Source organism: uncultured Vibrio sp. (genome assembly GCF_947488985.1).
Classification (GTDB): domain Bacteria; phylum Pseudomonadota; class Gammaproteobacteria; order Enterobacterales; family Vibrionaceae; genus Vibrio.
The window spans coordinates 33,244-57,563 of sequence record NZ_CANLBV010000014.1 but is presented as its reverse complement, the minus strand read 5'-3'; the positions used below and the strand labels follow the sequence as shown (position 1 = coordinate 57,563).

The window sequence follows — 24,320 nt, the reverse complement described above, 5'->3', positions numbered from 1 at the left end:
GTAAGAAGTAATCCTATGACGAATCCATTTTGGCAAGAAAAAACACTAGAACAGATGACAGAGCAAGAGTGGGAATCACTGTGCGATGGCTGTGGTAAGTGTTGCCTGCATAAACTTATGGATGAAGATAGCGATGAAGTTTACTACACCAATGTGGCGTGTAGCTGGTTAAACGACAAAACATGTTCGTGTAAAGACTACCTAAACCGCTTCACTTCCGGTGAAGAGTGTTTGAAGCTGACTCGTGACAAGATCCACGAGTTCCATTGGCTACCAGACACTTGTGCTTACCGTCTTCTATCAGAATCTAAGCCGATTCCTGAGTGGCATCCGTTGATCACAGGTTCTAAATCAGAGATGCATGCTGCCGGTGAAAGCGTTCGCAATAAAGTGGTCTACGAAATTGATGTTGTCGATTGGGAAGATCACATTCAAAACTTACCTGATAGACTAAAACCTCATAATTAACTTTTAAAGTTGAGAATGCTGTATATACTGGTTGTATGTACAGCATGAGGTTTAGTATGTCAGATAACGATGAAAATCAGAAAAAGGTCATACGAAAAGAGGTAGAGATTTCATCTATCCCTAACTTCGTTTACGAGAAACCATTGGTATCCATTGATGAGAATGGCGAACCTCAGGTTACCTACCGTGCCAATGGTAATACGTTCCTAATCAAGAAACTTCCCTTACTCTATATCGCTGGGTATGACGATAAAGACAACCTAATCAGCTACCAGCCATTAGACATGGTCAATGAATTCTTATTGTCGAAAGCAATCGATGATGGCGTGCTTGAGCTTGGTACAGATGCACAGGGGCTTGCCCATTACTTTAGCTTCATACTGGACAAACAGGCAGAGTGGGATGCTGAATACGATGAAGGGGACTTTGACCCTCTCTATGATGACCCCCGTCCAGAATGGAGTATCTTTCCTCGCAACAAACAAGAACGGGTAACATACCAATATCGAGATGGAATAAAGCAGCTCGCTATTAATGGCGTATTGGCTAAAACAACGGCTAGGCAATATATGAGTAGTGTTGTTGGTTTCTACAAACACTGTCTTCGCCAAGGTATCCGCTTTAATAACCCTCCCTTCCAGTTTGAGACAGTGAATATCCATTTCGCAGCATCTGCATCCAGTATGAAAGCTTACCAACGTAAGCAGGTACATACGACGGATATGCGGATTAAGTTTTCTAAGTCATCACGCAGTGGCGGCACAAACCTCAGCAACTTGCGCCGTGATCTAAAGCCGTTTACTAATAATGAATGGAACATCCTGCAAAACATATTAATGAAGTCCCGTAGAGTAGTTCGTCATGGTGACAATAATAAACTGCATTCACTGCCTATTGAGTTTTGCCTACACCCAATGATTTGCCGCAATACAGGGTTACGCCGTGAGGAAGCAGCGAGCCTTCATTTAGGGCAGATAGTTAATCCTGAGACCATGATTCAGGATGGCAAAGAGGTGTTTAAAAAGCCTGTTATGGACTTGGGTGTCGGTGATAAGTATCAGTCACTCACAAAGACGGCTGAGGGCTTCGTAGAAAACAATAAAAGCCGCGAAACCATTATCCCCGCCACATTGATGAAGATGCTTTACGATTACTCGCTGTCTGATAGGTATCAAAAGCGCCTTGAGAAATTCAAAGCATGGTGCAAGGAGCAGGCTGAGGCAGGTAATACGCATTTCTTTGAGGGTGATGATGCAATCAACCCTGAACTGGAATACCTGTTTATTACCCAGTCCGGGAAACCGATGTTTAAGCGGTTACAAGACTTTACTGGGCGCTGGGTTGAAATACGTAACACAGCAAACCTAACCCAAGGTCTTGACCAGCCTATTGTCGGCTCTATACATAATCTGCGTTCAACATTTGCCGTGAATATATTCCGCCACCTTTTAAATAAAAAGGATGAGCATGGCAACCCGTCAATCACACCCGATGAGGCATTGGATAGGGTGTCAGCGTTGCTAGGACATGAAGATAGAGGGACGACGATGGAGTATCTGAAAATAGCACAGGATATGCCCTCCGCCGATGAAATCTATGAGGACGTGCTGGACTATATTGGCGCTTTTGATGACTTGGAGGCGGCAGTATGATGCAAGGGCGTAAGCGTACCAAAATTACGATAGAGAAGAGCAGCGCACCTATTATTCCACTTCGTTTTGAAGATATGGTTTTAGATAGTGGCAATGGAAAGAAAGCCTACACCCGCCGCCTACGCTACCGTAACGTGCCGACAGTAAAGCAAATAAAATCAGGAAGTGGCGTGCTAGCGAATCGGGATGATATCGTCAGGGACATTCACCAACGGCTAAACCCCCTACCTGAAAATGTATCAAAGAGCAATTATTTTTCTGGGCTTGTTAACTACTTCCAATATCTTGACGGCATTGGTTATCACGGTGACCTTTTTACTAATGCCGTCATGATTGATTGCTTAAAGCACTTCAATAAATTACGCGAAAAAGGTGTGCAGGTATCTAAAGCCTCTGGGGTTAAAAAAAGCTTATCTTTCTTATTAAGGCAGTGGAACAGAGAAGCTGACCTTAAGGTACTGCCAGAAGTTGGAGCACGCCCTTTGGCTGCAAATAAAGCGTTTCATGTGGAAACAGAGCTGAAGCAGTTATCCAAAATATTGGTTAAAGGCGCACTGGCCTTTCAGGAAGCGATTGAGAACAATGAGTTGCTAGATATTCATCCGTTCTTTGATGAAGAGCGGTTTGATGAACAAGCAAAGCGTAATGGCTGGACATTAAGGCAAGGTGCAGACAAGAAAAAGGGCTTCAAGAAGTGCATGAAACCCATGCCTGCAAACCTAAAGGACGCCTCGCTTCCATTTGAACGACTTAATCGGCAGGTATTTTATAACCATGCATCACGCAATTGGTTTTTCGTGTTCTCAATGCTGACAGGCATGAATAGATCGGTGCTCGCTAATGTACAGCATAAGGACGTTTCATTTAAAAGCATTGGCAGTGGGCGGTTTGTTTTTGACGGAGAAAAGTTCAGGGCGGGTTATAAGAGTTTGGATAATAGCGCTGGCTTTAGCCAGCGAACCAAGGAGCTGGTTACTCGATGGCTTAAAACGTCTAAAGTGATGTACCAATCACTGGGTATCCCGCTGTCAAATGAACTGCCGCTTTGCCCTTTCTTCAATAGCAATGGTGAGGTTTGGACATTCAATAACCATGGTTCAAATATTGGCTACATCAATACTCAGCTTGAGAAGATAACTGGCTTAACGGTTAATACAAGCCGATTCAGGGCGACAAAATCTGATGTACTGATGCGAGTCACTGAAGATGTCTTCCTTGTGTCACAAGGGCTGAATAATGAAATAAATGTTGTCGCCCAACGCTACTCTAGTGGTGTTCAGGCAGACCATGATAACAACCTTAATGCCACGATGGACGCACAATACGCTGTTGCCAAGGGCGAGGAGATTGGTAAAGCCATCGAGGACGCAAAGGCGATGCGCAGCGATATTTTGTCAGATTATGATTATAAGAATTTGCGCAGCCGTAAAAGCAAAGAGCAGCCATTAATGACAACGCCCAGTGGCATCAAATGCGCAGGGGCAACACCAGAGAAGCTTATTGCGGAAACAAGGCGCATGAATCAGTTGGGCATCGATTTTTCGAAAGATACGGGGCGTTGCACGGATTTTCTTGCTTGCTTTGATTGCGACAGTCATAAATTGGTGGCGTCAGAAAATGATATCTGGTTGATGCTGTCATTTTTAGAGCAAATTGAAGACCTCAAAGAGATGGTGGCAAGTAATTCCGCACCGAAGGATGAGTATTTTGTGGTGGAGGGGATGTTGAAAAAAGTCCTTCTCAGGCTGAAACAGAAAGCACCTAAAAACTACGCTCTAGCAAAACAAAAAGTGGATGACGGTGAGTACCACCCGCTTTATCAAGACCGAGCTAGCGCAAGCCAATTTTTTAAGGGGTAATTTTATGTCTGAAAAACTTATACAGCTTCGCCAAGAACTTGTTGAAAATCCGTATGTGACGTTTGACTCTGACGGGAAAGGTGTTTCTCGTGTCTTTGATGCAAAGTGGGATTTCCACGCCCTGAACCAGAATGTGAAAACATTGCCTTTTAGGCATGTTGATGAGAAGTATCGCCACGATATTCAGTCTTACCTCTATGCGCTGATGCAATGGCAAAAGGAAAAATCAAACTCTAACTCCCATGTGGCTGTTAGCATGCTGAAAGCGAATAGGGATAAATTAAACACCATCGCAACACGCTGGGGAAAAAGTGATTTCAGCTTGCTTTCGAGCGAGCGAGAGTGGAAAAAGTGTACAAAAGCATTACATGGGGTTGGCGGCGTAGGTGTATGCCAACACATTGCGTCTACGATCAATGCATTGAATAAAGCGGGTCTTGTAACGCGTTATGTCCATAAACGGGAGTATACCAAGTGGGTTAACCCTGATGCTGGTGAAGGTCAGGCAATTGCGTTTCCTGAAGCGATTCATGTCAGTATATTAAAGACCGTTGTTGAGTTTGTTGAAACCTATCACCCCTATCGCCACCAAATTTCAGCGGCGATGGAAAAGCTTTACACCTATCAGGATAAAATGCTCAACGCTGAGCTTAAAGCGCTCGATGTGAGTGCCCTTAACGAGAGGCAAATGCGTGCACTCCGAATGAGGATGTCCTACAAAACAAGGAAGTGGCCTGAACGAAAAGTCATTCCTAACTTCTCATTTCACAGACGTGGAAATTGGTTAGGAACAATGCTCAGGATGTGCTTTATCTGTGTCGGTTTATTCTCCGCTGCCCGAAAAGAAGAGCTACTCTCTATGAACAAAGAGAGCTATGACGATTCACTGGCTGCTGTACCCAAGGTCTCAGGGTTTTCCACAAAAGGCAATAAAGGCGAAAAGATTTATACAACGTGGAATACAGCTCCTATCGCAAAGTTGGCGCTGGAGCTCGCTTTTGACGCAACGGAAGCTGCGAGGAAATATAGTTTGGAAAGACTGGATGACGGCTATCAAAATGGTCAACTAGCCCTAGACCAATACAACGCAAAGAAACAAGACCTTGAGAGTGCCTTTATTTCTTCAGATATCCCTTATGACAGTGAGGTGCTCATAAATAAAACATCGTTAAAGTACAAGGTTGATGGTGCTGATGATGCATTGAACATGAAAGAGTTCAACATTACTGCGACCACCGAAGACGTTGACGAATTCGACCTGTTAAATCCAGAGCGAGCAGGAAGTTTAAAGGTTGGAGACGGTTTACCTAAGCTTAGCTCTCATGATTTACGGCGGAGTTTTGTGGTCTTTATGGTGAAAAACCGACTGGGCAACGCACTCACCGTAAAATACCAGCTTAAACACCGCAATATTAATATGTCCAATTGGTATGCGAACTATTCCGAACTGGCGCGTACCAACCAGTTGCTAATGGATGCTCAGTTAATGAATGAATTTGAGGAGGCCATTGAAAGTTCTGCGGTGGACGCATGGGATGAGATTTACAATGTATCCGACACCTTGAGTGGCGCTGAAGGCGAGCGCATAGCCCAGAATAAAGCCGAGCGGCTAGCACAGGGCGAAGAAATAGTGATGTCCCGAAGTGAATTGCTCGCTTTGGTAAGGTCTGGTGACAAATCCATTGTGTTGCTTCCTACAGGGGGGTACTGCACCAACCGTAATTGTGAACGCCTTTGCTCCCTGATAGATATTGTTGAAGCTCCCTGCAAGCATAAGATAATCACTGACAAAGCGGCTAAAAGACTATCGAGGGAGCGGGATAACCTCATTGCTTCATTCAGGTCGATAAATGACATGTGCGATTATGCCAATGAATTAATTCTGGATGCCAGAAAGAAGAAAATTCAATCTATTGAACCAACATTGGTCAAACACCGCATTCCTTTTGATAGCTTCAATGATGATATTAAGGCGGTATGGTCATGAAAGTAGAATATAAGGCAACTTGCAAGGCCGAGGGATTACTGGTCAATGCATTTCAGCGCTTACTAGATGGTAGGCCGCTTCATATTAAGGCTACGGGCAAGCTCACGTTAAACCGAATCAATAATGAAGCGCAGCTAGGTAATAGCTACGTCCATAAGTTCAAAAATTTTGTGGCCTACGCCAAACCTGTTATCGACGAATACAATCTCAACCGCGATAAGGCGATGACAACAGGTTTAGATATTGAGCTAGATACCCCTTTGTCTGAGCTTGATAGGCTAAAACATCAGTTAAAGAAAGCCAATGAGCTTAAGGATAAATACAGGGTGCAACGAAACAATGCAGTTGAGGCCCGGAAGCAGTTAGAGGTTGAAAATGCCAGGCTCCGTTTCAGGGTGTTTGACCTACAACAAGAGCTTTTAGATGAAAACTCAGTTGTGACACCGATAAAGTAACACTTTCCCACGCTCAAAGTGTAATGGGGTAAAGGGACGTAACACGTTTCTGCCCCTTTTCGTGCTAGCGACACTGAGCCCCTCAACTATAGCGATGCGCTTTGCCTTACCTTTCCCTATACCTTACGAGGCTGAATGGAATCTAGGGCGCTGACTAATTTATTGGCGGCAATATACATCATACTGCGACACATGTTTGACTTAATCGGTTGATAAATTACTGAAATGTAGGGATTATGTTGATGTAGGTTTGTTGTTGGTGGTGGGATAGGTGGCGGTGCTGTAGGGAATTATGTGGCACGTTGCCGTATAACAAGCGTTAAACTTATTTAGAGGTAGTATGGATATTATTGATTGGATTCCACCTCTTGTTACATCAGGGGGACTTGGAGTTGTAGCCTTTCTTAGCAAAAACTTAATTGTCACTCGGCTTACTAGTTCAGTTAAGCATGAATACGATGTGAAGCTTGAGGCGATTAAAGCTAATCATAAAGAATCGGAGCAACGTTTTCAGGCTGAGTTACAAAAACGAGACCTTCAAGTCGCAGCTATCCGTGACTCCGCTTTATCTGGTTTATCCCATCAGAAATCGTTGTTGTTTGAAAAACAGTTGGATGCAGTCGATAACTTATGGAAGTCTTTTGTCGCACTATCTCCCGCAAAAGTAGTTTCGACATTGATGTCACGGATTAACATTGATGAAGTTTCCAAAACGATAGCTAGGGATACAAATCTTCAAGAATCTTTCAAGATGATTGGACAAAATGTGGACCTACAAACCCTTGGAGGGGTAAATTCTACATCCCTCAGACCTTTTGTATCTGAGCCAATATGGGCGTATTTTTCCGCATACCAGTCTATAGTTTTGCATTACGTTGTTCTCGCAAAGATGTTTGAGCTTGGGTTGGACAAGAAAATGACTAAGTCTGAAGAGCTCGTAAAACTAGTTTCAAAAGTTTTGCCTCACCAAAAAGAATTTATCGAAAAATATGAAATTACGGGTGCATTCTATTTATTAGAAGAAATCGAGCAGTTGTTACTCTCAGAAATTCAAAACTTTCTGTCAGGTAAAGGCATTAGTGAAGAGCGCTTAAAAGAAGCTACTGAAATCATTAAGTATTCAGAGCAGTTAAAAGTTACAGATGAGACTAAATGAGTTTAATAAAATGTTAAAGAGTGATTCGCAACGTGTGGCATTTTTACTATGCGTTGGTTTTAGTGTTTAAGGCGGTATGCGGTGGCTTTTGTATTGCGTTGCTCACATATATGGTCTCCCCCAGTTTTGCAAGCCAGCAGTATGATTAAAAGCGCAGGTTAACTTCCATATATACGGCCTGTTTAACGGCTATTGCCTTGGCCAAGATGAGGAAGTCGAACACGAAGTCCTAATCACCTTATCGACTTTATAAGACAGTGTGAGCATAAGGTTTTCAACGTGTAGGATTTATCCTGTTATTCATCTTACTACGTACTTTGCAAAGGGTTGGTGATTCTCATTAGCTTTGTGTTGGTCGATACTCTTCATTTTTAGTGATAACTGCCCACGCTATGCGCATGAGTTTGTTTGCTAAAGCGACAGCGGCTCTGTTTGGTCCTCGTCGCTCTTGAAGTTCAAGCATCCACTTACTGAGATTATCGGATTTAAATTTGGCGCGCCTCAGCGCTGCTCTTGCTCCATGAACGAGTAGGGAGCGGATATACGTGTTGCCTCTTTTGGTTATCCCAAGAAGAATGACTTTGTCACCGCTGGTATCTTGCTTCGGCACAAGGCCCATTGCGGCGGAGGCATCTCTACCGGTTTTGAACTGTTGTCCAGAGCCAAGCCATACCGCAACGGCTTGGCTAGTGAGTGGCCCAAAGCCTGGAATAGACATGAGTCGCTTTGCGTTTTCGAACTGCTTGATGGTTTGGTTAAGTTTATCGTCGAACCATTTTACTTGTTCGTCGATGTATAAATATCGTTCGTACTGATGGGATATCAGCTCTCTTAATATACAAGACAGTTGGTTTTCATCGTTCTCGAGTATTTCGGGTATGGCCTTTCTAAAGGCAGCGGCTCCTTTGGGCATAATGATGCCGTATTCAGAGATAAGGCCACGCACTTGATTAACGATGCGAGTTCTTTCAGTGACGAGCAGCCGTCTCATTCGAATAAGAGATTGGATGTCTTGTTGCTCGACGGATTTATGAGGGACAGGGTGAGGTCTTTTATAGAGCGCGACTTCGGCAATGGCTTCGGCGTCGTTATAGTCGTTTTTCTGTTTACGCCTTTGAGTTTTCACATGTTGGGGTGCGTAGAGTATCACTTTGTGACCGAACTGAGAGAATTCACGAGCCCAATAATGGGCACCAGAGCATGCTTCCATAGCGATGGTACAAGGCTCTTTATTGGCGATGTAGCTAAGTAGCTTACTTCGTTGAAGTTTTTTACGAGAAAGGTTCTTTCCTTTATGATTGATTTCAAAAAGAAAGAAGATATTTTTTGCTAAATCGATGCCGATGATTTTATGCTGAGTCATGGTCTTCTCCTTTTACTTCGGACCTGAACACTCCAAGCATGGCTTACAGTCATGTGAAGTGGTAGGGGGAGACCATCTCATCACCTTAACAGGGAGTTAGCTGCAATCGGATCCATCAAAGTTGAGTTGAATGAAAAAAGAACAGCTATTTGAGTTATATGAAAAGCTTTACTTTCATGAAATGGAAGTACGAGAGCGTATTACCAACCGAGTGCAAATTACTTTTGCCTTAGTTGCTACGGGGTACACCATTCTCAGCTATATGCTGAGGATGTTCGACAATACCGTAAATGATAATGCAACTTTGGTGTTCAGTGTATCAACTGTATTCACATTCGTATTATCTTTCGTTTGTGTGTACTTTTTAGTGCGAGCATTTTGGGGAAACACCTATAAGGGTATGCCTTCACCAGTTGAAACTGACGAGTATAGAGAAAAGCTAAAAGCACACAAAACATCGATTGAAGAATACAATCAAACGTATCCTAGTAACCAACAAACAAAAATTGATGTTGATTCATTGGTTTCAAAGCATTTATACGAAAAATTCCGAGATTGTTCTTCTCACAACACTGAAGTCAATGATCGACGCTCAAAACAGATTCACCGAGCATTTAAATGGTTATTATTTGCGTCAATCCCTATGTTCGTTTCAAGTGTTATTTTCATTGGCTATGACTTGGACATTTCATCTCCGAAAAAAGAAACCCCGATTGCAGATCTGTCAGCCACAGCTCAGTTAGATGGTATCAAACATGAATTAATAACCTTAAACACAATGCTAAAACAAGGAGTTAATCTAGTGCCAGAAGTTGAAGATAATTATGTTCCACCGCCACCACCGCCACCCCAGGAACCAGATGCTCGCCCATTAGTCGAAAATGATCGTCCATTGCCAAATGCAGGAGAATAATATGTCTGATGAGAAGAAAAATGATTCACCACCACCACCGCCACCACCTGAGCCTCCTCGTGTTCGTATGATTAACGAAGATCTCACTAAGAAGAAAAGCAGTTAACAAACGCTTCAAGACGGACTCATGAACGCGTGCCATTTTCGCTTCGCTATGATTATGGCACACGTTCATTCGCCACTTAATCGGGCGTGAGCATTTCTAGCTCACGATGAGTGCATTTTTGATACTAAAAGTAATCCGTGATTTACTAATTTAGCAAAATCTGTAACACGCTTTTGTCCAGAGACGTGCTAGCACGTTTTTGCCCCAAAGCGTGTTTAGAACACATGAAGCCGTCATGAGAATTATTTTGGCCTACAGGTAATTGACCATACTTTTGTATATTACTCAGCTCTAGCTATTTTAGATAAACCCCTCATAATGAGGTTCAAGAGGGGTAGGAATGAGCTTTTTCGTTGAATTGGGCCTTACCACTATAATATTTTCCAACTCAATGCTTTACAATCACACTAGTATCATTTGAGGGCAAGATATGTCAGGTTATCTAACTAAAATTAAAACGAAGATTCCTTACTCTGATAGAGAAGTAAATATAGACGTCAACGGTAAAACACTGATCTTAACCGGTGGCAACGGATGCGGTAAGACACAGTTGCTGAAGTTAATTTATGAAAAGCTGAAAGTTTCAGTTATCGACCGTCAAAATTACAATTTAGCTGACGTTGAAAGGAGCTTGAAGTCCAATCAAGATAGCCTTAGTCGTATCGGTCCTGCTCATCAACACTATAAGCACTACACGCAACAAGTTGAGATATATAGTCGACAGCTTGAAGATACAAAGTATCCCTCATTAGAAACTAGTAATCTTGAAGATTTCATTGTGAACTATCAAGAGCTAAAAGCTCTTTTAATTGAATTTGAAGCGATGAGAAAATCTGAGATTGTTAAGCCGTCTTCGGTTTCGAGCATTAGTAGTTTAAGAGATCAAGACAAAAAGACAGTTCAACAAGTAAATAGGAAAACCAGTACCTCATCATTATTTGAACGGTTCTTAGTCACGAATAAAGCGAATCAGGCTTTTGCCGAGTCAGAAAAAATCAACAACGATCCTGCAGAAGCAGCACGGATTGATAAGTGGTTTGCTAAGCTAGAGAACGATTTAAGAAACCTCTTTGAAGATAGAGATCTTGAGTTAGTTTTTAAATCAGACTCGTTCTCTTTCGAAATACATCAACCACACAAAGAACCGTACACTTTTCAAACATTATCTTCTGGTTTCTCGTCGATTATGGCTGTGTATGCAGATCTAATTACTAAGGTATCTCTACGCTCAATAGACCCCGAAGAGCTAACTGGAGTGGTATTGATCGATGAAATTGATGCTCACCTTCATGTTTCATTGCAAAAGAAAATCTTATCATTTCTTACTCAGGCATTTCCGAGAGTTCAGTTCATCGTATCGACTCATTCTCCGTTTGTTGTCTCATCGATTGATGATGCAGTGATTTACGATCTATCAAAACGAGAGCAGGTCGAAGATCTATCAATGTACTCTTACGAATCCGTACTTGAAGGTTTATTCGGCGTACTCCCAATTTCTAGCTTACTTCAACAAAATATTGAAGCTCTAGCCAAGCTATTAGACAAGCCCACGATTGATGTCGAAGAGATCCAATCACTTTTGGATAAGTTACCACCAGATGAAGATTCATTAGATTCTGAATCACTTTACTTTGTTAATTCAGCAAAATTAGCGATCAACAAAGCAAAGAGGTAGTAGCATGTTCAATGCAGTTAGAAATGAACCAGCTCCTGCATCACTGGCTGGAAAAAGAAAATATGACTCAGAAGATGTTTTGAACGCCTTACAAAAGGTGTTTCATAAGAAGTGTTATATTTGTGAAACTAGTTCTCCATTAGAAATCAATGTCGAACACTTTGTACCACATGAGGGTGATGAGGGTTTAAAGTACGATTGGAATAATTTGTACTTATCTTGTGGTCGGTGTAATAACATTAAGCTTGCTAAGTATGATGATCTTTTGGACTGTTGTGACCCTGATATCGATGTCGTTCGGGCGATAAAACATAAACCACCATTAACCCCATTTGCCAAAAAGCTTCAAGTTGAAGCTCAAAGTGATGATGATAAGACTAAATTAACAGCAGAACTTTTAAACCGAGTCTTTAATAGTGAGCACACGCCTAATAAGGCAGTTACGGCTTCATCCCTCAGACGTAAAGTGTTTGAGCAATACAACTTATTGTTAACACAATTGAACAATTACTATGATCCGCTAGCGTTACCCGATGAAAAAGATAGAGCCGTTGAGCGAATCAAACTCCTCTTAAAACCTTCTTCTCCATACAGTGCATTTATAAGTTGGTGCATTATGGAAGATGAAGAGCTAGGGCCGATGCTGCATGATTGTATAGGTATAGGCTGATAGGATTCGATATCAGTTTTTTCACGCTCTCTTTAGTTCGTTACTTTCTGAGCTAGCACAGCCACTAACTCATTTTTGTCCAAAAGTTTCTTACGCAGAGTTGTGGTTGATGTTGTGGTTGTATGAGAGGCATGTATGATGCAACGGAGGATTGCTTGCTTGTATCGCAGAGCGCTGGTTAGCAACAAAATGTCGAGAATTGCTTTGATCGACTTGATGGGATAGTTGAGAATTTTTGGATGATTTTCTCAGGTTTTGCTTAGAGAAGGGGCTTTTTGTTGAGAAAGTCATGAACCCATTGGTATTGCTGGTCTCTCTCATGATTCATAAAAACAAAAATTAATTCTTGTAGAAATTGAATCATCCTAACAGGGGCTAGGCGTAGCAAGGTGTATCAAGGCTTTGCTTGTGGTCACTTCATCAATAAGCATCAATATTTATCTATATTCTGAAAATTTGTGGGCATAATGTGGACGTTTTAGTGTCCACATTAGCCACTTATTTGAGGTTCGCTAAAGGGTTTTTCGTGACCACATCTTCTAGGTGATCGGGGGCGAGGTGTGCGTATCGCATGGTCTGTTTTATGTCACTGTGACCAAGGATTCGTTGCAGGGCGATAATGTTACCACCGTTCATCATGTAGTAAGACGCAAAAGTATGGCGCAGAACGTGGGCGGCTTGCTGCTTTAGCCGTGGAACATTACGCACGATGAATCGGTAAACCGTCGAATAACCAATGTTAAACAATGGACCTGAACCCTCTTTGTAAATCACATCATAAAGTTCTGGGCTGATTGGTACCGAGCGATTCTTTTTGCCTTTCGTCTGCGTAAACGTGACTTTGTACTTAGTGAGCTGTGCGCCAGTAAGTCGGGATGCTTCACGGAATCGACCACCTGTCGCTAAACAAAGTTTGATGATCTTGTGCATGTCGTCGTGGAACTCGTGCGCTTCGGCATTGGCAATCAGTGTTTGCATTTCCTCAACGGTCAAAAACTCCATTTCCGTTTCATGTAGTTTGAATTGTCGAACAGACTGCAGAGGGTTTTCACCTTTCCATTCGCCCATTCGTTGCAGTTCAACAATCACCGCATTGAGCAAGTCTTGTTCGTTATTACAGGTGCGAAACGTTACCGCCACTTTTCGCCCGTTCAGGTCTGCCACCTCTCCGGCAATGCGTCGAGTTCGATAGTCGGTGAACATCGCTGGCGTGACTTTTTGATAAAGCGGATCGCCCATTGCCAAACCAATAACTTTTAATTTGTTATAGGTGTATTTTGAATGGGATAATGACTGGCCGTGGCGTTCCTGCCATAAATCAATCATATCCAGTAGGCTGCGAGTTTGGTTTTTTTCACCTAACCACGGTTTATCGTCTGTCTCTTTTAAAACAAACTTTTCGTAAGCCATCGCTTCGCCTTTAGTAACGAAGCGTTTTCTTATGCGTTTGCCGTTGCGACCATTTGGCCGGACATCGCAAATCCATGGCTTTTTGTTTCCGTCTTCTACTTTTCTAACAGACATTAGTTTTCTAAGTTGAAACGGTTGCCTGTATTTGTCTCGCCAGACCAACCTTTTTGATCGGGTGCGTAACTTACAGCAACTTTAGGTACACCATCTTTTTCAATCATTAAACTCACGCTAGACACTTGGACGCGCTTATCATTTTGAATCTGTTTAGCCGCTTTTGCTGCAGTCGCTACTTGTTGCTCATGCGTTAAAGCTGTAGGTGCAAGAATGTTTGAGTTGTATCGAGTACGGCTACCATGGGACAAATCTTGTGAACGAGTGATTTCATAGTCGACAGCGTAGTATGAAATAACCTGTTCCATTTGTTCGTCATGGTTTTGAACAGCACTTTGTTGTGATGATTCAGCAACTTGTTGAGTTTCTGAGTTGTCAGAACACGCGTACAAAATTATTCCACTAATTAACGAGAGAACAATCCAAGCCAGACAGCCTTGCTTTGCTGTAAAGGTTGGATTCTTTACTCCGCAATGTGGACATTCTTTTGCATTCTTCTCGACAGCTTTTTTGCACGATTTACAAGTGATCTGCTTTCCTTTAGTCATTGGTTGGTTCTCCTAGCCAATTAAAAATTATTATTTCTTCTTCATTTCCATCACTACACGCCCAAGCACTTTTATATCTTCTTCGGATACTTCAATAGTCGAGGTGTCGAACGCTATTGCTAACTTCTTGCCAGGTAATCGCTGTAGATAATTGATAGATAGGCGTCCATCAACATCAATTAGATAGTCACCCGATACTGGGTCTACTGATTCTTTGTTGACGTAGTAAATAACTGCATCATCTTCTATTACCTGTGTGCCCGATGGTTTTAAGCCAAAGCGATCAAGCGTTGCCAAATCAAGAGACATACTGCCGCTTTTTTCTAAAGAGCCACTTTCCAGTCTGTAAATGGCTAGATTCTCATTAGGGCTATGGCTTCCAGAGAATGGTTCACCCTCACCAAGAGCAAGGTACTTAACAGAAGCGCCGGATGTTAGATGCTCACGAACAATTAATTCGTGTGCAATTCGGTTGTGGTGATGCCAAGTTAAGATGGTCGATTTTGGGATTCCGTAGTGATCTGCTAGCAAGTTGTAGCTATCACAGCCCGTCACTTCTTTTAGTCTATCGGTAAATTCTCGACCACTGGAGTATTCGAAAGGAGGAACCTTAGCAGGAATGCGACTCATTTTATTAGCCCTGTCAAATAGATCTAGATCCCGAAATCAATTGCCAGCAATCCTCTTTTCAATCAGATTGCATTTAAAGCTTGCTTTGATTGCGTTTTCGATCAAATATAATTTCATATTCAATTGATGCTGTCATATTCCACCAATAAGCATCAACAAATCTCAAACAAGTAGGATACCACTATGGCAAGTATTCAAATAGCAGTTGACGCACCTTTTTGTACTAAAAAAGAGTTTCTACGTCGCACTGGTTGGTCAACATCTTCACTTGACCGAGCAATTGCGGCAGGTGACATCCCTATCCTAGAAAAAAAAGGTGAGCGCGGTAGCGTTCTAATCAACTTGGTAAAGGTTTACCAACGAGCTGCGGAGCAACAAGTATGAGCTTCGCTATCCCACCTAAAACCAAACTCACCCAGCAAGATGCAATGAGTGAGTCTTGGGAAGATAAATACCCGAACAAATGCCCAGTATGGCTAGAAGTAATTGGCTGGGCTTTCGTTTTCGCACCGTTCTTCTTCATTTGAGTATTAGTTATGGACGTAAATAACTCAATGTATGTATTACGTGAACGCAAACAACAAGCTTTTGATGCAGCTTGCTGTGATTTTGTTGTCAATCACGATTGTGAAGCGATTGGGCGCAGAATCGGCGTTGATGGGCAAGTCATTCGAAACATGCTTAACCCTGCACAGTCGAGAGTACTTACTCCTGTAGTACTTAGTCTTATTAGCCGCGAATCTGGCGATTACTCAATCGTAAACACGTTATTTGCCAATGATGGTGTCGTAACCATTCCGCTTCCAAAAGCAGACGATGACCTCAATTTATTTGAGCGTTTTCTCAAACTTAATACACATTCCGGTGAGCTTTCTAGCGATGCGTTAGCCATGTGCACCGCAGAGCGTTTACCGCGATCGACTAAACGCAAAACCTTAGCCAAGGCGCAAGCTGCTTTGGGTAATTTGGTTTTGCTTATCAATGACCTTGAACACCGCACCACAGGCCTGCAGCCACTCATGCAATTTGGTACAGATTTTCTGGCTAATGGTGCACCTATTCCCGGCTTAGCCTAAACAACTTGAGCCCGATTAAGAGGATATGAACACCATGAGTCAGTTAGTTAATAAACAAGAACAACTTGTTCATCAAGTAAGTACACCAAGTGCACTAGAAAGTATTGCGGCGTGTAAGTCGCTTTTCGATAAAAGCGCAAAGCGTAGGAAGCTACGCGATATGTATAACGAGTTGAATGATCGTAGCCGTGGTTTGATTTTGATTGCGGGTGGTATGCCGCCAAAAGATTACAGCCGTGAGTTTGATTCATTCGATGATTTAGAGCTGCAAAAAGTCCGTTCTGGCATGCAGCTTCTTAAAGAGATGGTGATGAAGTTCGACCGCAAAGTTGGCGATGTTCGCCGCTTGAAACACTCTGATATTTGTAAAGTGAATTAGATAACTAGCCAGCCCTTTGCCCCCGCTGTATTCCATTTGGAATGGGGGCTTTTTTTTCGTCTTAGCGTAGGAGCATAGAAGATGGATATTAATTTAGAAGCAAAAGAAGCGTTGAAAATGGCAAGAGAAGCGCAAGCTGTTGCCAAAAAGTTGAATGAAGAAACAAAAGAGCGCATGGCTCAAACTCGCCAAATGCATGATGCAATGTTAGTTAGCCAACGCCGTGTTTGTTATGCGTTCAGCACTCTATTACCTAAGCCACACCAAGGCGATTTTTTAAAAGTTATTTCCCCAGAAGCGTTAGAAGATGAAGCCAAGAGCATTCTTGAGCAGGTATCGAAAAGACAAGAATCGGATGTGATCAATACGCTTGTGAATCTAGCACTAGCAAATAGTGATGTGCTCCAAATTCATTTGCATGTCACGAGTATCGAAGATGTGTCAGTCCAAGTTTATAAGCTTGGTGATATGAAAAAGTACAACTATCAAAATGTGCCGTGTTTGTTCCATGAGAGTGTTGATTTAGATGACAGATTTTTAAAAGGCAACGAAACGGTTCTAAGCCAGTTATTGAGATTAGAAGACAAACTGATTGACCTGATCGCGGAAGCGCGTGAAGCCTCTGAAACTAAAGCAGAGGTGACAGCATGAGCATTCACGTGATGTTAGACCTAGAAACCATGGGGAATACAAGTAATGCGGCAATCGTTTCCATTGGTGCGGTTGTGTTCTCACCTGTGACTGGCGCACTTGGTGCTGAGTTTGAAGAGGTGGTGAACCTTAATAGCTCTGCTTACTACAGCGATATTGATGCTTCGACAGTAACTTGGTGGCTGACCCAGAGTGAAGAAGCGCGTTCAATCTTCCTGAGAGATACGCCTAAGTCATCTTTGAAAGATGCTTTGCTTGAACTGAACCAGTGGTTTGCTGATCTTGGTGACTCAAGAGATATTCAAGTTTGGGGTAATGGTAGTGGATTCGATAACGTGATCTTAGCGAATGCTTTTAAAGCTGTTCGCATCAAACCTCATTTTTCTCATTGGAATGACCGTGACGTGAGAACCATTGTTGAAATGGGACGTTCGATTCTTGGTATTGACCCTAAAACAACATTTACTCGTCAAGGTGTCCACCATTCCGCGTTAGATGATGCGAAGTTCCAAGCTAAATACGTTTCAGAGATTTGGCAGAAATTTCACATGGGCGTTTCCAATGCTGATGACGCAAGAGCGTTCATTGAGGTGGAAGCATGAGCATCATTACTGTATTTCGCAAAGATTTAGAGCACGGCCTTCGTGGTGAAGGTTTTACCTCTCGCAAAATTGAACAGTTCATTCGTGTATTCAACAGTGTGGATTCAAGCCAAGGGGTAATGCTTCAGCTGGATTCTACTCGCGCTATGTTGGTGAACGTGAACGGCACCGAGCAAGGGCTTTGCCTTGAAGATTTTATCACCGCTTGGTGGGTGTTCTGGGTTGTGGTCTACAACACAGCAAATGACTTATCTACCGAGCTTCAAGCTCTTGGCGCAATTCGCGCACTCTTCTTTGTTTCTGCTTGCACTAAAAGCACAAGCCAAAACGCAACCATGCAAATGTGGTGGCGTGATTGTGTGCCACTACATGGCTTTCCAACTGTGGAGGCGGGGTAATGCAATATGTAGCAATAGCACTTTGTTCTGGTGGCGGTGTTATCCGCCACGAAGACACGCAAGAAGTCGCCAATATTTTGGTTGGTGACTTCGAGTCGCGCATGGATGCCGTAAACCAAGCCTGTCGCGATTTAGATTGTTGCGTAATGCACCCTGTGGATAGAGGCGTTATCAGCAAAGGCCGCGGCAAGGGTGGTTATATGTTGATGACCACTCAAGAGCTGGAGGCAGTATGACAATACAGGCCGCATTAAAAGAAGCTGGCCTACGCCCAGCAAAAGATATAGCGAAAGATTATGGCATTTCTAGCGACTACCTGAGATCAGCCGCTTCAAAACGAGGTATTTCACTTGCTTTCAGTTTGATGAGTGTCATTAAAAAGCCGTGGTCTTCTTCTGACACTCAGTTCTTGAGACGCAACGCGCAACGCATGACTTCAAAGCAGATGGGTGAATACCTTGAAAGAACGGAAGTTAGCATTAAAAGCAAAGCTAAACAGATTGGTGTGACGTTTCAAAAGCATGGTGACGCGCACCATTTGGCTAAACACAGCGCTCATGATGTGGAGCTGTGTCGAGCACTGAGTGATGAAGGTCTGAAACCTTGCGAAATAGCTGAAAAAATGGAACTTGATTACAGCTATGTCCAATGTGTTTTGAACTACCGCATTCGTCGTAATGGGTGAACTGTTTTGAGTTCTTCAAACACTGAATTTACCAATGAGCAAAAACGTGCAGCCTCCATCGCTTGTCAGCAATGGGGGCATTTGCTCGTTTATCCGCAAAAGCCTAAGACGGTAGAAATTTCGGCAGAACGCCCGGTGTTTGATCGTGAACCTGAAGGCATGAGTGTCACTGAACGTAAACTATTTGAAGTGAACCCAGACGACTTCGAGTGGGCGAAAGATAAGATTAAAGACCTGCCGGACTACCTAACCAAGTACTTTGTTACTCGTTATGTTTCGGTATTCGAAAAGAAAGGTCGTAAAGATGCCAACATCTTTTTGCGTGAGCGCATGGGGCCAGCTGCAGAGCGTGCGTTGATGGTTTTACGTAAATACAAAAAGTTACCGACAACCCAAAAGGTTTCTTTGCTTAGTGAAGCTTTCGTTGATGAAAAGCGCGACACTGAGCAAAGTGACTTTGCACAAAAAGAACAAATGAGTTTTGACTTCGAAAAGGCAGAGCGCAACCGCAAGCCAGTTAAAAGTCGACTACTGGCAGAACTTGAGCCGTCAGAAGTTAAAGACATGGCTTTCAAGATTAGCCAAATCACTAAGGCTAAATTCCCTCTTATCGCTGCACGTGTGGCTAACCGTGATCTGGATGAAGACGAAATTCCAGAGGTGATCGGCTATGAAGAATTGGCCGAATTTGTCTGCCACTTTGGTATGACTCCACCGCGCAAGAAAAAGAAACAAACCGACCTAACTGCACTCAATGACATTTCACGCATGTTAGATGAAAAGTGGTGGTATGGACGCCTTAACAAAACACGCAAAATCATGCGTGAACACCTAGCCATTGCAATGGGACAAGTATCTTCTAAGGCTTCACCGTATGCTTCTTGGGATTGTGTTCGTGAACACCAAGAACAGCAAACGGCCAACTATGAATACATCAAACAGTGTCAGCTATTAGATGAAGAAACAGGTGAAGAAGCTGATTTGTGGGATATGGTCAAAAAGAGTGTGGCTAACCCTGCGATACGTCGTCATGAATTAATGGTGCGTTGTCGTGGCTGTGAAGACATTGGTAACGAGCTTGGTTTACAAGGTTTGTTCTTAACGCTGACCACGCCAGCTAAATATCACAACTCATACAAGAAAGGCGGTTTCATTGGTCACTGGAACGGCGCAAGCCCACGTGATGCACAAACGTACTTAAACAATGTATGGCAACGAATCCGTGCCAAGCTAGGCCGCAAAGACATCCGTTGGTTTGGGGTTCGTGTGGCAGAGCCCCATCACGATGGCACACCACACTGGCACTTGCTTATCTGGGTTAAGCCAGAGGACAAAGAGTTAGTTACAGAAATATTTGTCGATTACGCAACGAAAGAAGACAAGCATGAGCTCTTTGATAAACAAGGCAGGTTTGATCACTCTGCTCGTTGTGATGTAGGTGAAATTGACCCAGAGTTAGGCACCGCAACAGGCTACATCGCTAAATACATTTCTAAGAACATTGACGGTTTCGCGATGGATGATGACTTGGCAGATGAAACGGTCAGCATTAATCCTAAGACAGGCAAGGAAGAGGGTAAAAAAGCTAAAGACATGGCGAAAAACGTGAGCGCTTGGAAAAGCCGTTGGAACATTCGCCAGTTCCAGTTCTTTGGTGGGGCTCCGGTTACGACATACCGCGAGTTACGCCGCTTTGCTAACCAGAACAAAAAAGCGTTTATGGAATACCTCTTCATGCAAGAGCGCGTCGACCTACTCACTATTTACTCTATGTTACAGCGTGATTTGGTTGGGCCTATCAAGCCGAGCAAGCTGATCACTAATGAAGAGTTAATGAAAGTGATTGGTGATAGCTACCAGTCACGCATGAAGACCGAAGACGCAAGCATCACAGACACTTTAAAAGCTGCCGACCATGGTAACTGGCAAGGTTACATCATGGGGCAAGGTGGTCCATTCGTTAAGCGTGAAGATTTACTGATCGTGAACTCTTATGAGGTTTTGCCGTTTGCTTCACCACATGGGGAAGACGTTCGCAAAATTGAGGGTTTCACTACACCAGAAGAAACCATCAAAACACGCACCAAAGTTTGGACGATTAAGAAGAAAACACCAGTTAACGAAGAAGCGGAAGCGGGGGCTCTTGCTCTTGCTTCTGATCTTGCTCTTTCTGGAGACTCTGGCTCCTCTCGGAGTTCTGTCAATAACTGTACGGAGCTCGAGAAAGTACAGGTCTGCGATCAGCTAACTAGATTGTTAAGCCCAAATGAAATAGTGGCGAATAGCCCACCAAATATGGGTGCCTTTTCGGTTTCTGCCTTACTAAAAGGCAGCTCAGTTCGAATTGATAATGAGACAAGCATTCAAATCCGCCCTGCGGAGGTAGACGAACATGGCAATAAACGCCCAGCGCAACTGGTCGAGGTAAGCCGTGCACCTGAAGATGATCTGAAATGGATGGATTTTGAGGGTTGGGACCAGGTGTTTGCCCAACCTGAGCAAGCAAAAGATGAGTATCAACAACCAGATCTTTCGTTTTTCCCTGAGTTGGAAAGCGACTGGCCGTTAGCATAACGAGTAAAGCCAAGAAAATACTATGAGTGTATTTTCTTGGTTATTTAGGTATTTCGCTCAACGCTTGGATTGAGCTCATTACATCTTGAACGGTAGAACCAAAGAAGAAGACGCCAAGAGCCGTTACTACAGTAAAAACAACTCCTACGGTGTAAATCATTCTTTTTAAGCTGTTTACATCATCTGAAAGAGAGTTTATAGAAGTTTTTAGATCTTGGATTTCTGCACTTTGGTGTTTGACGGTTGCATTTAACTCAGATATTTCCGATATGTGCTTGCTAACTTTGTCATCAAGCTTATTTAAGTGCTGCATTGTCCACTGGAACTCAGTCGAGCCGCTTGGGCCTGACTGTTGGTTTAAAGGATTACTAGCACTTGAGTGAAACTGTTCTTCGTATGGTGGCGACATAGTTACAGTCCCTTAGCGCGAAGCCAGTCCCAAACCGTATTGTTGTGGTAGCCATAATAGTTACTAAATTGGTTAATAATGTATGGACCAATATCTCCGGCTTTTTCTGAATCAAGAACACCAAGCTTCTCTGTTACTGCTATAGGGTTACTGTTGTTCTCGTCGTTGATAAGCCAAGTCAATGGTCCCAAAGATAAAATATCATCTTCTGAGAAAGCGCTTTTTATTGCGTCTTCTACTAGCTCGGCGCTACCTTGTGATGCAGAAGTTACTATAAAAACGGCCATTTAATACTCCAAACCTAACTACGAAAAAAGCACAACTATGTCGGTTGTGCTAATTATCATGTAAATATTCTAATTACATCAATCGTACTTGAGCCTAGGAAGTTGAGCAATAAGGAAATTGTTAAATCTTCATCAATATGAGTCAATGTTTATCAATATCCGCACATAACATTAATTATGATAGTTCACATCAGACCCAGTGTAAGTACAGATTGTGGTAATTCGTGACTAGGCTCTAGGTAGATTAATGAAGATACTTAGCCATCATTCAAGCTGTGATGTATTTCACAACTTCGACTGTGGCACTATAGTTACCACCTTTAACGTGTTGAAAATATATGGTTTATTTTATTGCTGTTTTTTTGTACAAAGAATGTTGTTGACTCATAAAATGGAATTGGCAGTATAAATACACCCTCCTTCCCAATCTCTCCACACTCAATTTTATTAAGCATCATTGCGTTTTAAAAATATTTTTTAAGCTCGTATTTTCGTTGACCCCGGTAACCACGGGCGATAGAGCGGATTTGGTCGCTGATCGACAAGTACAACATATTGGATGGTTTTTCAGGACGATATAGTGGTTTTGAAACCGAGATATCACCACTGAACAGCAACAAACACGGACTTTGGAAATTTTAAAGCAGTGATAGGTTAATAAATTAAACCGCATTTTTGGCATAACCGAAGTGCAAAGCTAAGGCCAATGGCGTTTAAGCAATAGAACCATGGAGTAATTCACGTTACTTCGGATGTTTTTTTAACTTAATTATGCTGAAAGCTCACAGCAAGAAATACGAACAGGAGAGAACCATGCCCCAATTAAAAGAACAGACGACATATCAGTACATCGTTGACCTGCGAGAACAAGAACTGGAGAAAGCCACAACGGCAGAAGATAAGTTTAATATCCTTATCCACTTTTGTGCATTGCAAGACGCTATCTATGAGCGTGACTGGGCGTCATTGAATACGGCTACATAGCGTTAGTACGAGTTCAATGATCGACTTTTTTACAGGCTCTGGCAGTCTTTCAAAGTGGGTTAGGAACTCGATGCTGTTAGTTGGGCGCTGCACCAGTGTTCCTTTAGCCATTTCAACCAAGCTTACCTGATAAAATTCGCAGAGCACTTCAATTTGCTCTGCGTTGATAACCGCTTTGTGTTGTTCGAGTCGCTGCACAGTTCGGTAGGGAATGCCTGTTTGCTTTGATATGCCTTTTTGTGTGACGCCTCGTGCGATCCTTAATTGGGTGAAGTATTGATTAATTGAATAGATGTTGTTGTTAAGTTTCGGCATTTCAATCCCTTAGCGCGCCAAATTTGGCGTATTGGGTGGATGAAAAGCCAGCCGTGGTTAGCAGTTAAATAAATGCTAATTAATTCAAATATTTATAGTTTTTATGTGGTTAGAATGTGCCGTGAAAAGTCACAGTACAAATTAAGTGTAGTTAACCACACAAAAAACAATTAAATTTGTACAGGGAAAACTACTGTATTAATATACAGTAAATCGTCAGTTGGGAGTCTAAATGTCTGAACTACATAACAATGCGGAAGCGTTTGTTTTATGCGCTTTGGCTGAGAATACAAGCGGGAACCAAGAAGAAAATCAAGACATTGGCATGTTCTTAATTTCGTTGATTCTTGCCCACAAAAAAGGACAGCCAAAAGCTGTCCATGTTAATGGGCATGAATGCGAGAATGAATTGGTTAAGGTGGGGGCCGGTTAAAACAAGGCCAGCTGCTGCTTTAAGTAATCACGGTGATCAGGCTTTAGCACCTTGATTAAGCAGTTAGCCAGTTCACTGGTATCTTTCGATGATGGGCTTAGTGTGTGACTAAAATACAAAGACATTACAAACTGATGTTCGCACGCTGGGTTCTTACACTCACAATACAAATCTGCACAGTCGTTCGATAGGCGGTTGGTTTTATTAATCACCGCCCGTTCGCCACAGCCGCATTGAATCCGACTACCAAGCATTTTCCCAAAACCTATGGACGGTTTACTCGTCGCACCAATTCCGAAATGAAGCTTTGACTGTTTTAGTGAGTGGCGATAGCCGATAGAACTCACAAAGGTATGCCCACATTCTGGGTTAGAACAGGAACAAGATAAATCTGCGCAATTGGCATCTTTGGCGATGCTTCTACTTACAATCGCGCGCTCACCACATTTGCAATAAACTCGCATACATTGACCTAACTTAACTGACTGACAGCATAATATTACGTCAATGGCTGTGTTTTT

Annotated in this window: 29 protein-coding genes and 1 pseudogene; 21 read left to right on the top strand and 9 right to left on the bottom strand. The window is 42.7% G+C overall.

The genetic code is table 11. The features are described 5' to 3' along the window. Positions 1-15: 15 nt before the first annotated feature. The 6 genes from Q1A70_RS05290 to Q1A70_RS05265 all read left to right on the top strand — a co-directional run bounded on the left by Q1A70_RS05290 (position 16) and on the right by Q1A70_RS05265 (position 7,577). Positions 16-468, top strand: coding sequence for a YcgN family cysteine cluster protein (locus Q1A70_RS05290; RefSeq protein WP_299694593.1), 453 nt, complete (start codon positions 16-18; stop codon positions 466-468). Between the two features lie 56 nt (positions 469-524). After that, positions 525-2,120 carry a site-specific integrase gene (locus Q1A70_RS05285; RefSeq protein WP_299694443.1) on the top strand — a complete coding sequence of 532 codons (1,596 nt, stop codon included), beginning with the start codon at positions 525-527 and terminating at the stop codon, positions 2,118-2,120. Beyond that, a complete protein-coding gene (locus tag Q1A70_RS05280; RefSeq protein ID WP_299694446.1) occupies positions 2,117-3,979 on the top strand; it encodes a hypothetical protein in 1,863 nt (620 codons plus the stop codon). The genes Q1A70_RS05285 and Q1A70_RS05280 overlap by 4 nt, the downstream gene beginning before the upstream one ends. Before the next feature lie 4 nt (positions 3,980-3,983). Continuing rightward, the gene (locus Q1A70_RS05275; RefSeq protein ID WP_299694449.1) at positions 3,984-5,966 is read left to right on the top strand and encodes a hypothetical protein; all 1,983 of its coding nucleotides are present in this window, start codon (positions 3,984-3,986) and stop codon (positions 5,964-5,966) included. After that, a complete protein-coding gene (locus Q1A70_RS05270; RefSeq protein ID WP_299694452.1) occupies positions 5,963-6,421 on the top strand; it encodes a hypothetical protein in 459 nt (152 codons plus the stop codon). The genes Q1A70_RS05275 and Q1A70_RS05270 overlap by 4 nt, the downstream gene beginning before the upstream one ends. Before the next feature lie 340 nt (positions 6,422-6,761). After that, on the top strand, positions 6,762-7,577 hold the full coding sequence (locus Q1A70_RS05265; protein ID WP_299694455.1) for a hypothetical protein: 816 nt from the start codon (positions 6,762-6,764) through the stop codon (positions 7,575-7,577). 340 nt (positions 7,578-7,917) lie between these two features. Here Q1A70_RS05265 and Q1A70_RS05255 read toward each other — a convergent pair whose 3' ends face one another. Then, complete coding sequence (locus tag Q1A70_RS05255; RefSeq protein ID WP_299694458.1) at positions 7,918-8,940, bottom strand: IS110 family transposase; 1,023 nt, start codon at positions 8,938-8,940, stop codon at positions 7,918-7,920. 130 nt (positions 8,941-9,070) lie between these two features. On the opposite strand from Q1A70_RS05255, the gene Q1A70_RS05250 reads away from it, so the two are divergent. From Q1A70_RS05250 to Q1A70_RS05240, 3 genes are all read left to right on the top strand, one after another. Next, positions 9,071-9,853 carry a hypothetical protein gene (locus Q1A70_RS05250; protein WP_299694461.1) on the top strand — a complete coding sequence of 261 codons (783 nt, stop codon included), beginning with the start codon at positions 9,071-9,073 and terminating at the stop codon, positions 9,851-9,853. Between the two features lie 536 nt (positions 9,854-10,389). Continuing rightward, entirely contained in the window at positions 10,390-11,634 is a 1,245-nt protein-coding gene (locus Q1A70_RS05245) for an AAA family ATPase (protein ID WP_299694464.1), read from the top strand. Positions 11,635-11,638: 4 nt separating this feature from the next. Continuing rightward, the gene (locus Q1A70_RS05240; protein ID WP_299694467.1) at positions 11,639-12,304 is read left to right on the top strand and encodes an HNH endonuclease; all 666 of its coding nucleotides are present in this window, start codon (positions 11,639-11,641) and stop codon (positions 12,302-12,304) included. 498 nt (positions 12,305-12,802) lie between these two features. Here the strand turns inward: Q1A70_RS05240 and Q1A70_RS05235 are convergent, their stop codons facing one another. From Q1A70_RS05235 to Q1A70_RS05225, 3 genes are read right to left on the bottom strand one after another with little or no spacing between them, the layout of a single operon-like run. Beyond that, positions 12,803-13,828, bottom strand: a complete 1,026-nt coding sequence (locus tag Q1A70_RS05235) for a tyrosine-type recombinase/integrase (RefSeq protein WP_299689210.1) — start codon at positions 13,826-13,828, stop codon at positions 12,803-12,805. Next, on the bottom strand, positions 13,828-14,376 hold the full coding sequence (locus Q1A70_RS05230) for a hypothetical protein (RefSeq protein WP_299689213.1): 549 nt from the start codon (positions 14,374-14,376) through the stop codon (positions 13,828-13,830). The genes Q1A70_RS05235 and Q1A70_RS05230 overlap by 1 nt, the downstream gene beginning before the upstream one ends. A gap of 30 nt (positions 14,377-14,406) precedes the next feature. Continuing rightward, positions 14,407-15,006 (bottom strand): phage repressor protein CI, encoded by a 600-nt coding sequence (locus Q1A70_RS05225; RefSeq protein ID WP_299689216.1) that lies wholly within the window; start codon positions 15,004-15,006, stop codon positions 14,407-14,409. A gap of 183 nt (positions 15,007-15,189) precedes the next feature. Here Q1A70_RS05225 and Q1A70_RS05220 point away from each other — a divergent pair, with 183 nt between their 5' ends. The 10 genes from Q1A70_RS05220 to Q1A70_RS05175 all read left to right on the top strand — a co-directional run bounded on the left by Q1A70_RS05220 (position 15,190) and on the right by Q1A70_RS05175 (position 21,371). After that, positions 15,190-15,390, top strand: a complete 201-nt coding sequence (locus Q1A70_RS05220; protein ID WP_029860093.1) for a hypothetical protein — start codon at positions 15,190-15,192, stop codon at positions 15,388-15,390. Next, the gene (locus Q1A70_RS05215) at positions 15,387-15,533 is read left to right on the top strand and encodes a hypothetical protein (RefSeq protein WP_299689226.1); all 147 of its coding nucleotides are present in this window, start codon (positions 15,387-15,389) and stop codon (positions 15,531-15,533) included. The genes Q1A70_RS05220 and Q1A70_RS05215 overlap by 4 nt, the downstream gene beginning before the upstream one ends. Positions 15,534-15,542: 9 nt before the next feature. Beyond that, positions 15,543-16,082: a phage regulatory CII family protein gene (locus tag Q1A70_RS05210; protein WP_299689229.1), complete on the top strand. Its 540-nt coding sequence runs from the start codon at positions 15,543-15,545 to the stop codon at positions 16,080-16,082. A 34-nt stretch (positions 16,083-16,116) separates the two neighbouring features. Further along, positions 16,117-16,461 (top strand): hypothetical protein, encoded by a 345-nt coding sequence (locus Q1A70_RS05205; RefSeq protein WP_299689232.1) that lies wholly within the window; start codon positions 16,117-16,119, stop codon positions 16,459-16,461. Positions 16,462-16,542: 81 nt separating this feature from the next. After that, positions 16,543-17,112, top strand: coding sequence for a hypothetical protein (locus tag Q1A70_RS05200; protein WP_299689235.1), 570 nt, complete (start codon positions 16,543-16,545; stop codon positions 17,110-17,112). After that, positions 17,109-17,714, top strand: a complete 606-nt coding sequence (locus tag Q1A70_RS05195; RefSeq protein WP_299689238.1) for a 3'-5' exonuclease — start codon at positions 17,109-17,111, stop codon at positions 17,712-17,714. Before Q1A70_RS05200 ends, Q1A70_RS05195 begins: the two co-directional genes overlap by 4 nt. Beyond that, entirely contained in the window at positions 17,711-18,112 is a 402-nt protein-coding gene (locus tag Q1A70_RS05190) for a hypothetical protein (protein WP_299689241.1), read from the top strand. Before Q1A70_RS05195 ends, Q1A70_RS05190 begins: the two co-directional genes overlap by 4 nt. Beyond that, positions 18,112-18,348 carry a hypothetical protein gene (locus Q1A70_RS05185; RefSeq protein WP_299689244.1) on the top strand — a complete coding sequence of 79 codons (237 nt, stop codon included), beginning with the start codon at positions 18,112-18,114 and terminating at the stop codon, positions 18,346-18,348. The genes Q1A70_RS05190 and Q1A70_RS05185 overlap by 1 nt, the downstream gene beginning before the upstream one ends. Next, complete coding sequence (locus tag Q1A70_RS05180) at positions 18,345-18,797, top strand: hypothetical protein (protein ID WP_299689247.1); 453 nt, start codon at positions 18,345-18,347, stop codon at positions 18,795-18,797. The genes Q1A70_RS05185 and Q1A70_RS05180 overlap by 4 nt, the downstream gene beginning before the upstream one ends. Positions 18,798-18,803: 6 nt before the next feature. Further along, positions 18,804-21,371 (top strand): replication endonuclease, encoded by a 2,568-nt coding sequence (locus Q1A70_RS05175; RefSeq protein WP_299689250.1) that lies wholly within the window; start codon positions 18,804-18,806, stop codon positions 21,369-21,371. A 40-nt stretch (positions 21,372-21,411) separates the two neighbouring features. On the opposite strand, the gene Q1A70_RS05170 is transcribed toward Q1A70_RS05175, so the two are convergent. Beyond that, positions 21,412-21,780: a hypothetical protein gene (locus Q1A70_RS05170; RefSeq protein WP_299689253.1), complete on the bottom strand. Its 369-nt coding sequence runs from the start codon at positions 21,778-21,780 to the stop codon at positions 21,412-21,414. Positions 21,781-21,782: 2 nt separating this feature from the next. Further along, on the bottom strand, positions 21,783-22,067 hold the full coding sequence (locus tag Q1A70_RS05165) for a hypothetical protein (protein ID WP_299689256.1): 285 nt from the start codon (positions 22,065-22,067) through the stop codon (positions 21,783-21,785). 813 nt (positions 22,068-22,880) lie between these two features. On the opposite strand from Q1A70_RS05165, the gene Q1A70_RS05160 reads away from it, so the two are divergent. Further along, on the top strand, positions 22,881-23,051 hold the full coding sequence (locus Q1A70_RS05160; RefSeq protein WP_299689259.1) for a hypothetical protein: 171 nt from the start codon (positions 22,881-22,883) through the stop codon (positions 23,049-23,051). On the opposite strand, the gene Q1A70_RS05155 is transcribed toward Q1A70_RS05160, so the two are convergent. After that, on the bottom strand, positions 23,031-23,366 hold the full coding sequence (locus Q1A70_RS05155) for a helix-turn-helix transcriptional regulator (RefSeq protein WP_299689262.1): 336 nt from the start codon (positions 23,364-23,366) through the stop codon (positions 23,031-23,033). The genes Q1A70_RS05160 and Q1A70_RS05155 overlap by 21 nt on opposite strands. 232 nt (positions 23,367-23,598) lie before the next feature. Here Q1A70_RS05155 and Q1A70_RS05150 point away from each other — a divergent pair, with 232 nt between their 5' ends. Continuing rightward, positions 23,599-23,799, top strand: coding sequence for a hypothetical protein (locus tag Q1A70_RS05150; protein ID WP_299689265.1), 201 nt, complete (start codon positions 23,599-23,601; stop codon positions 23,797-23,799). Here Q1A70_RS05150 and Q1A70_RS05145 read toward each other — a convergent pair. Together Q1A70_RS05145 and Q1A70_RS05140 are read right to left on the bottom strand one after the other, a co-directional pair. Further along, entirely contained in the window at positions 23,796-24,053 is a 258-nt protein-coding gene (locus tag Q1A70_RS05145) for an ogr/Delta-like zinc finger family protein (protein ID WP_299689373.1), read from the bottom strand. The genes Q1A70_RS05150 and Q1A70_RS05145 overlap by 4 nt on opposite strands. A gap of 99 nt (positions 24,054-24,152) precedes the next feature. Next, positions 24,153-24,263 (bottom strand): annotated as a pseudogene (locus Q1A70_RS05140) (ogr/Delta-like zinc finger family protein); the annotation flags it as partial. Between the last annotated feature and the right edge of the window lie 57 nt (positions 24,264-24,320).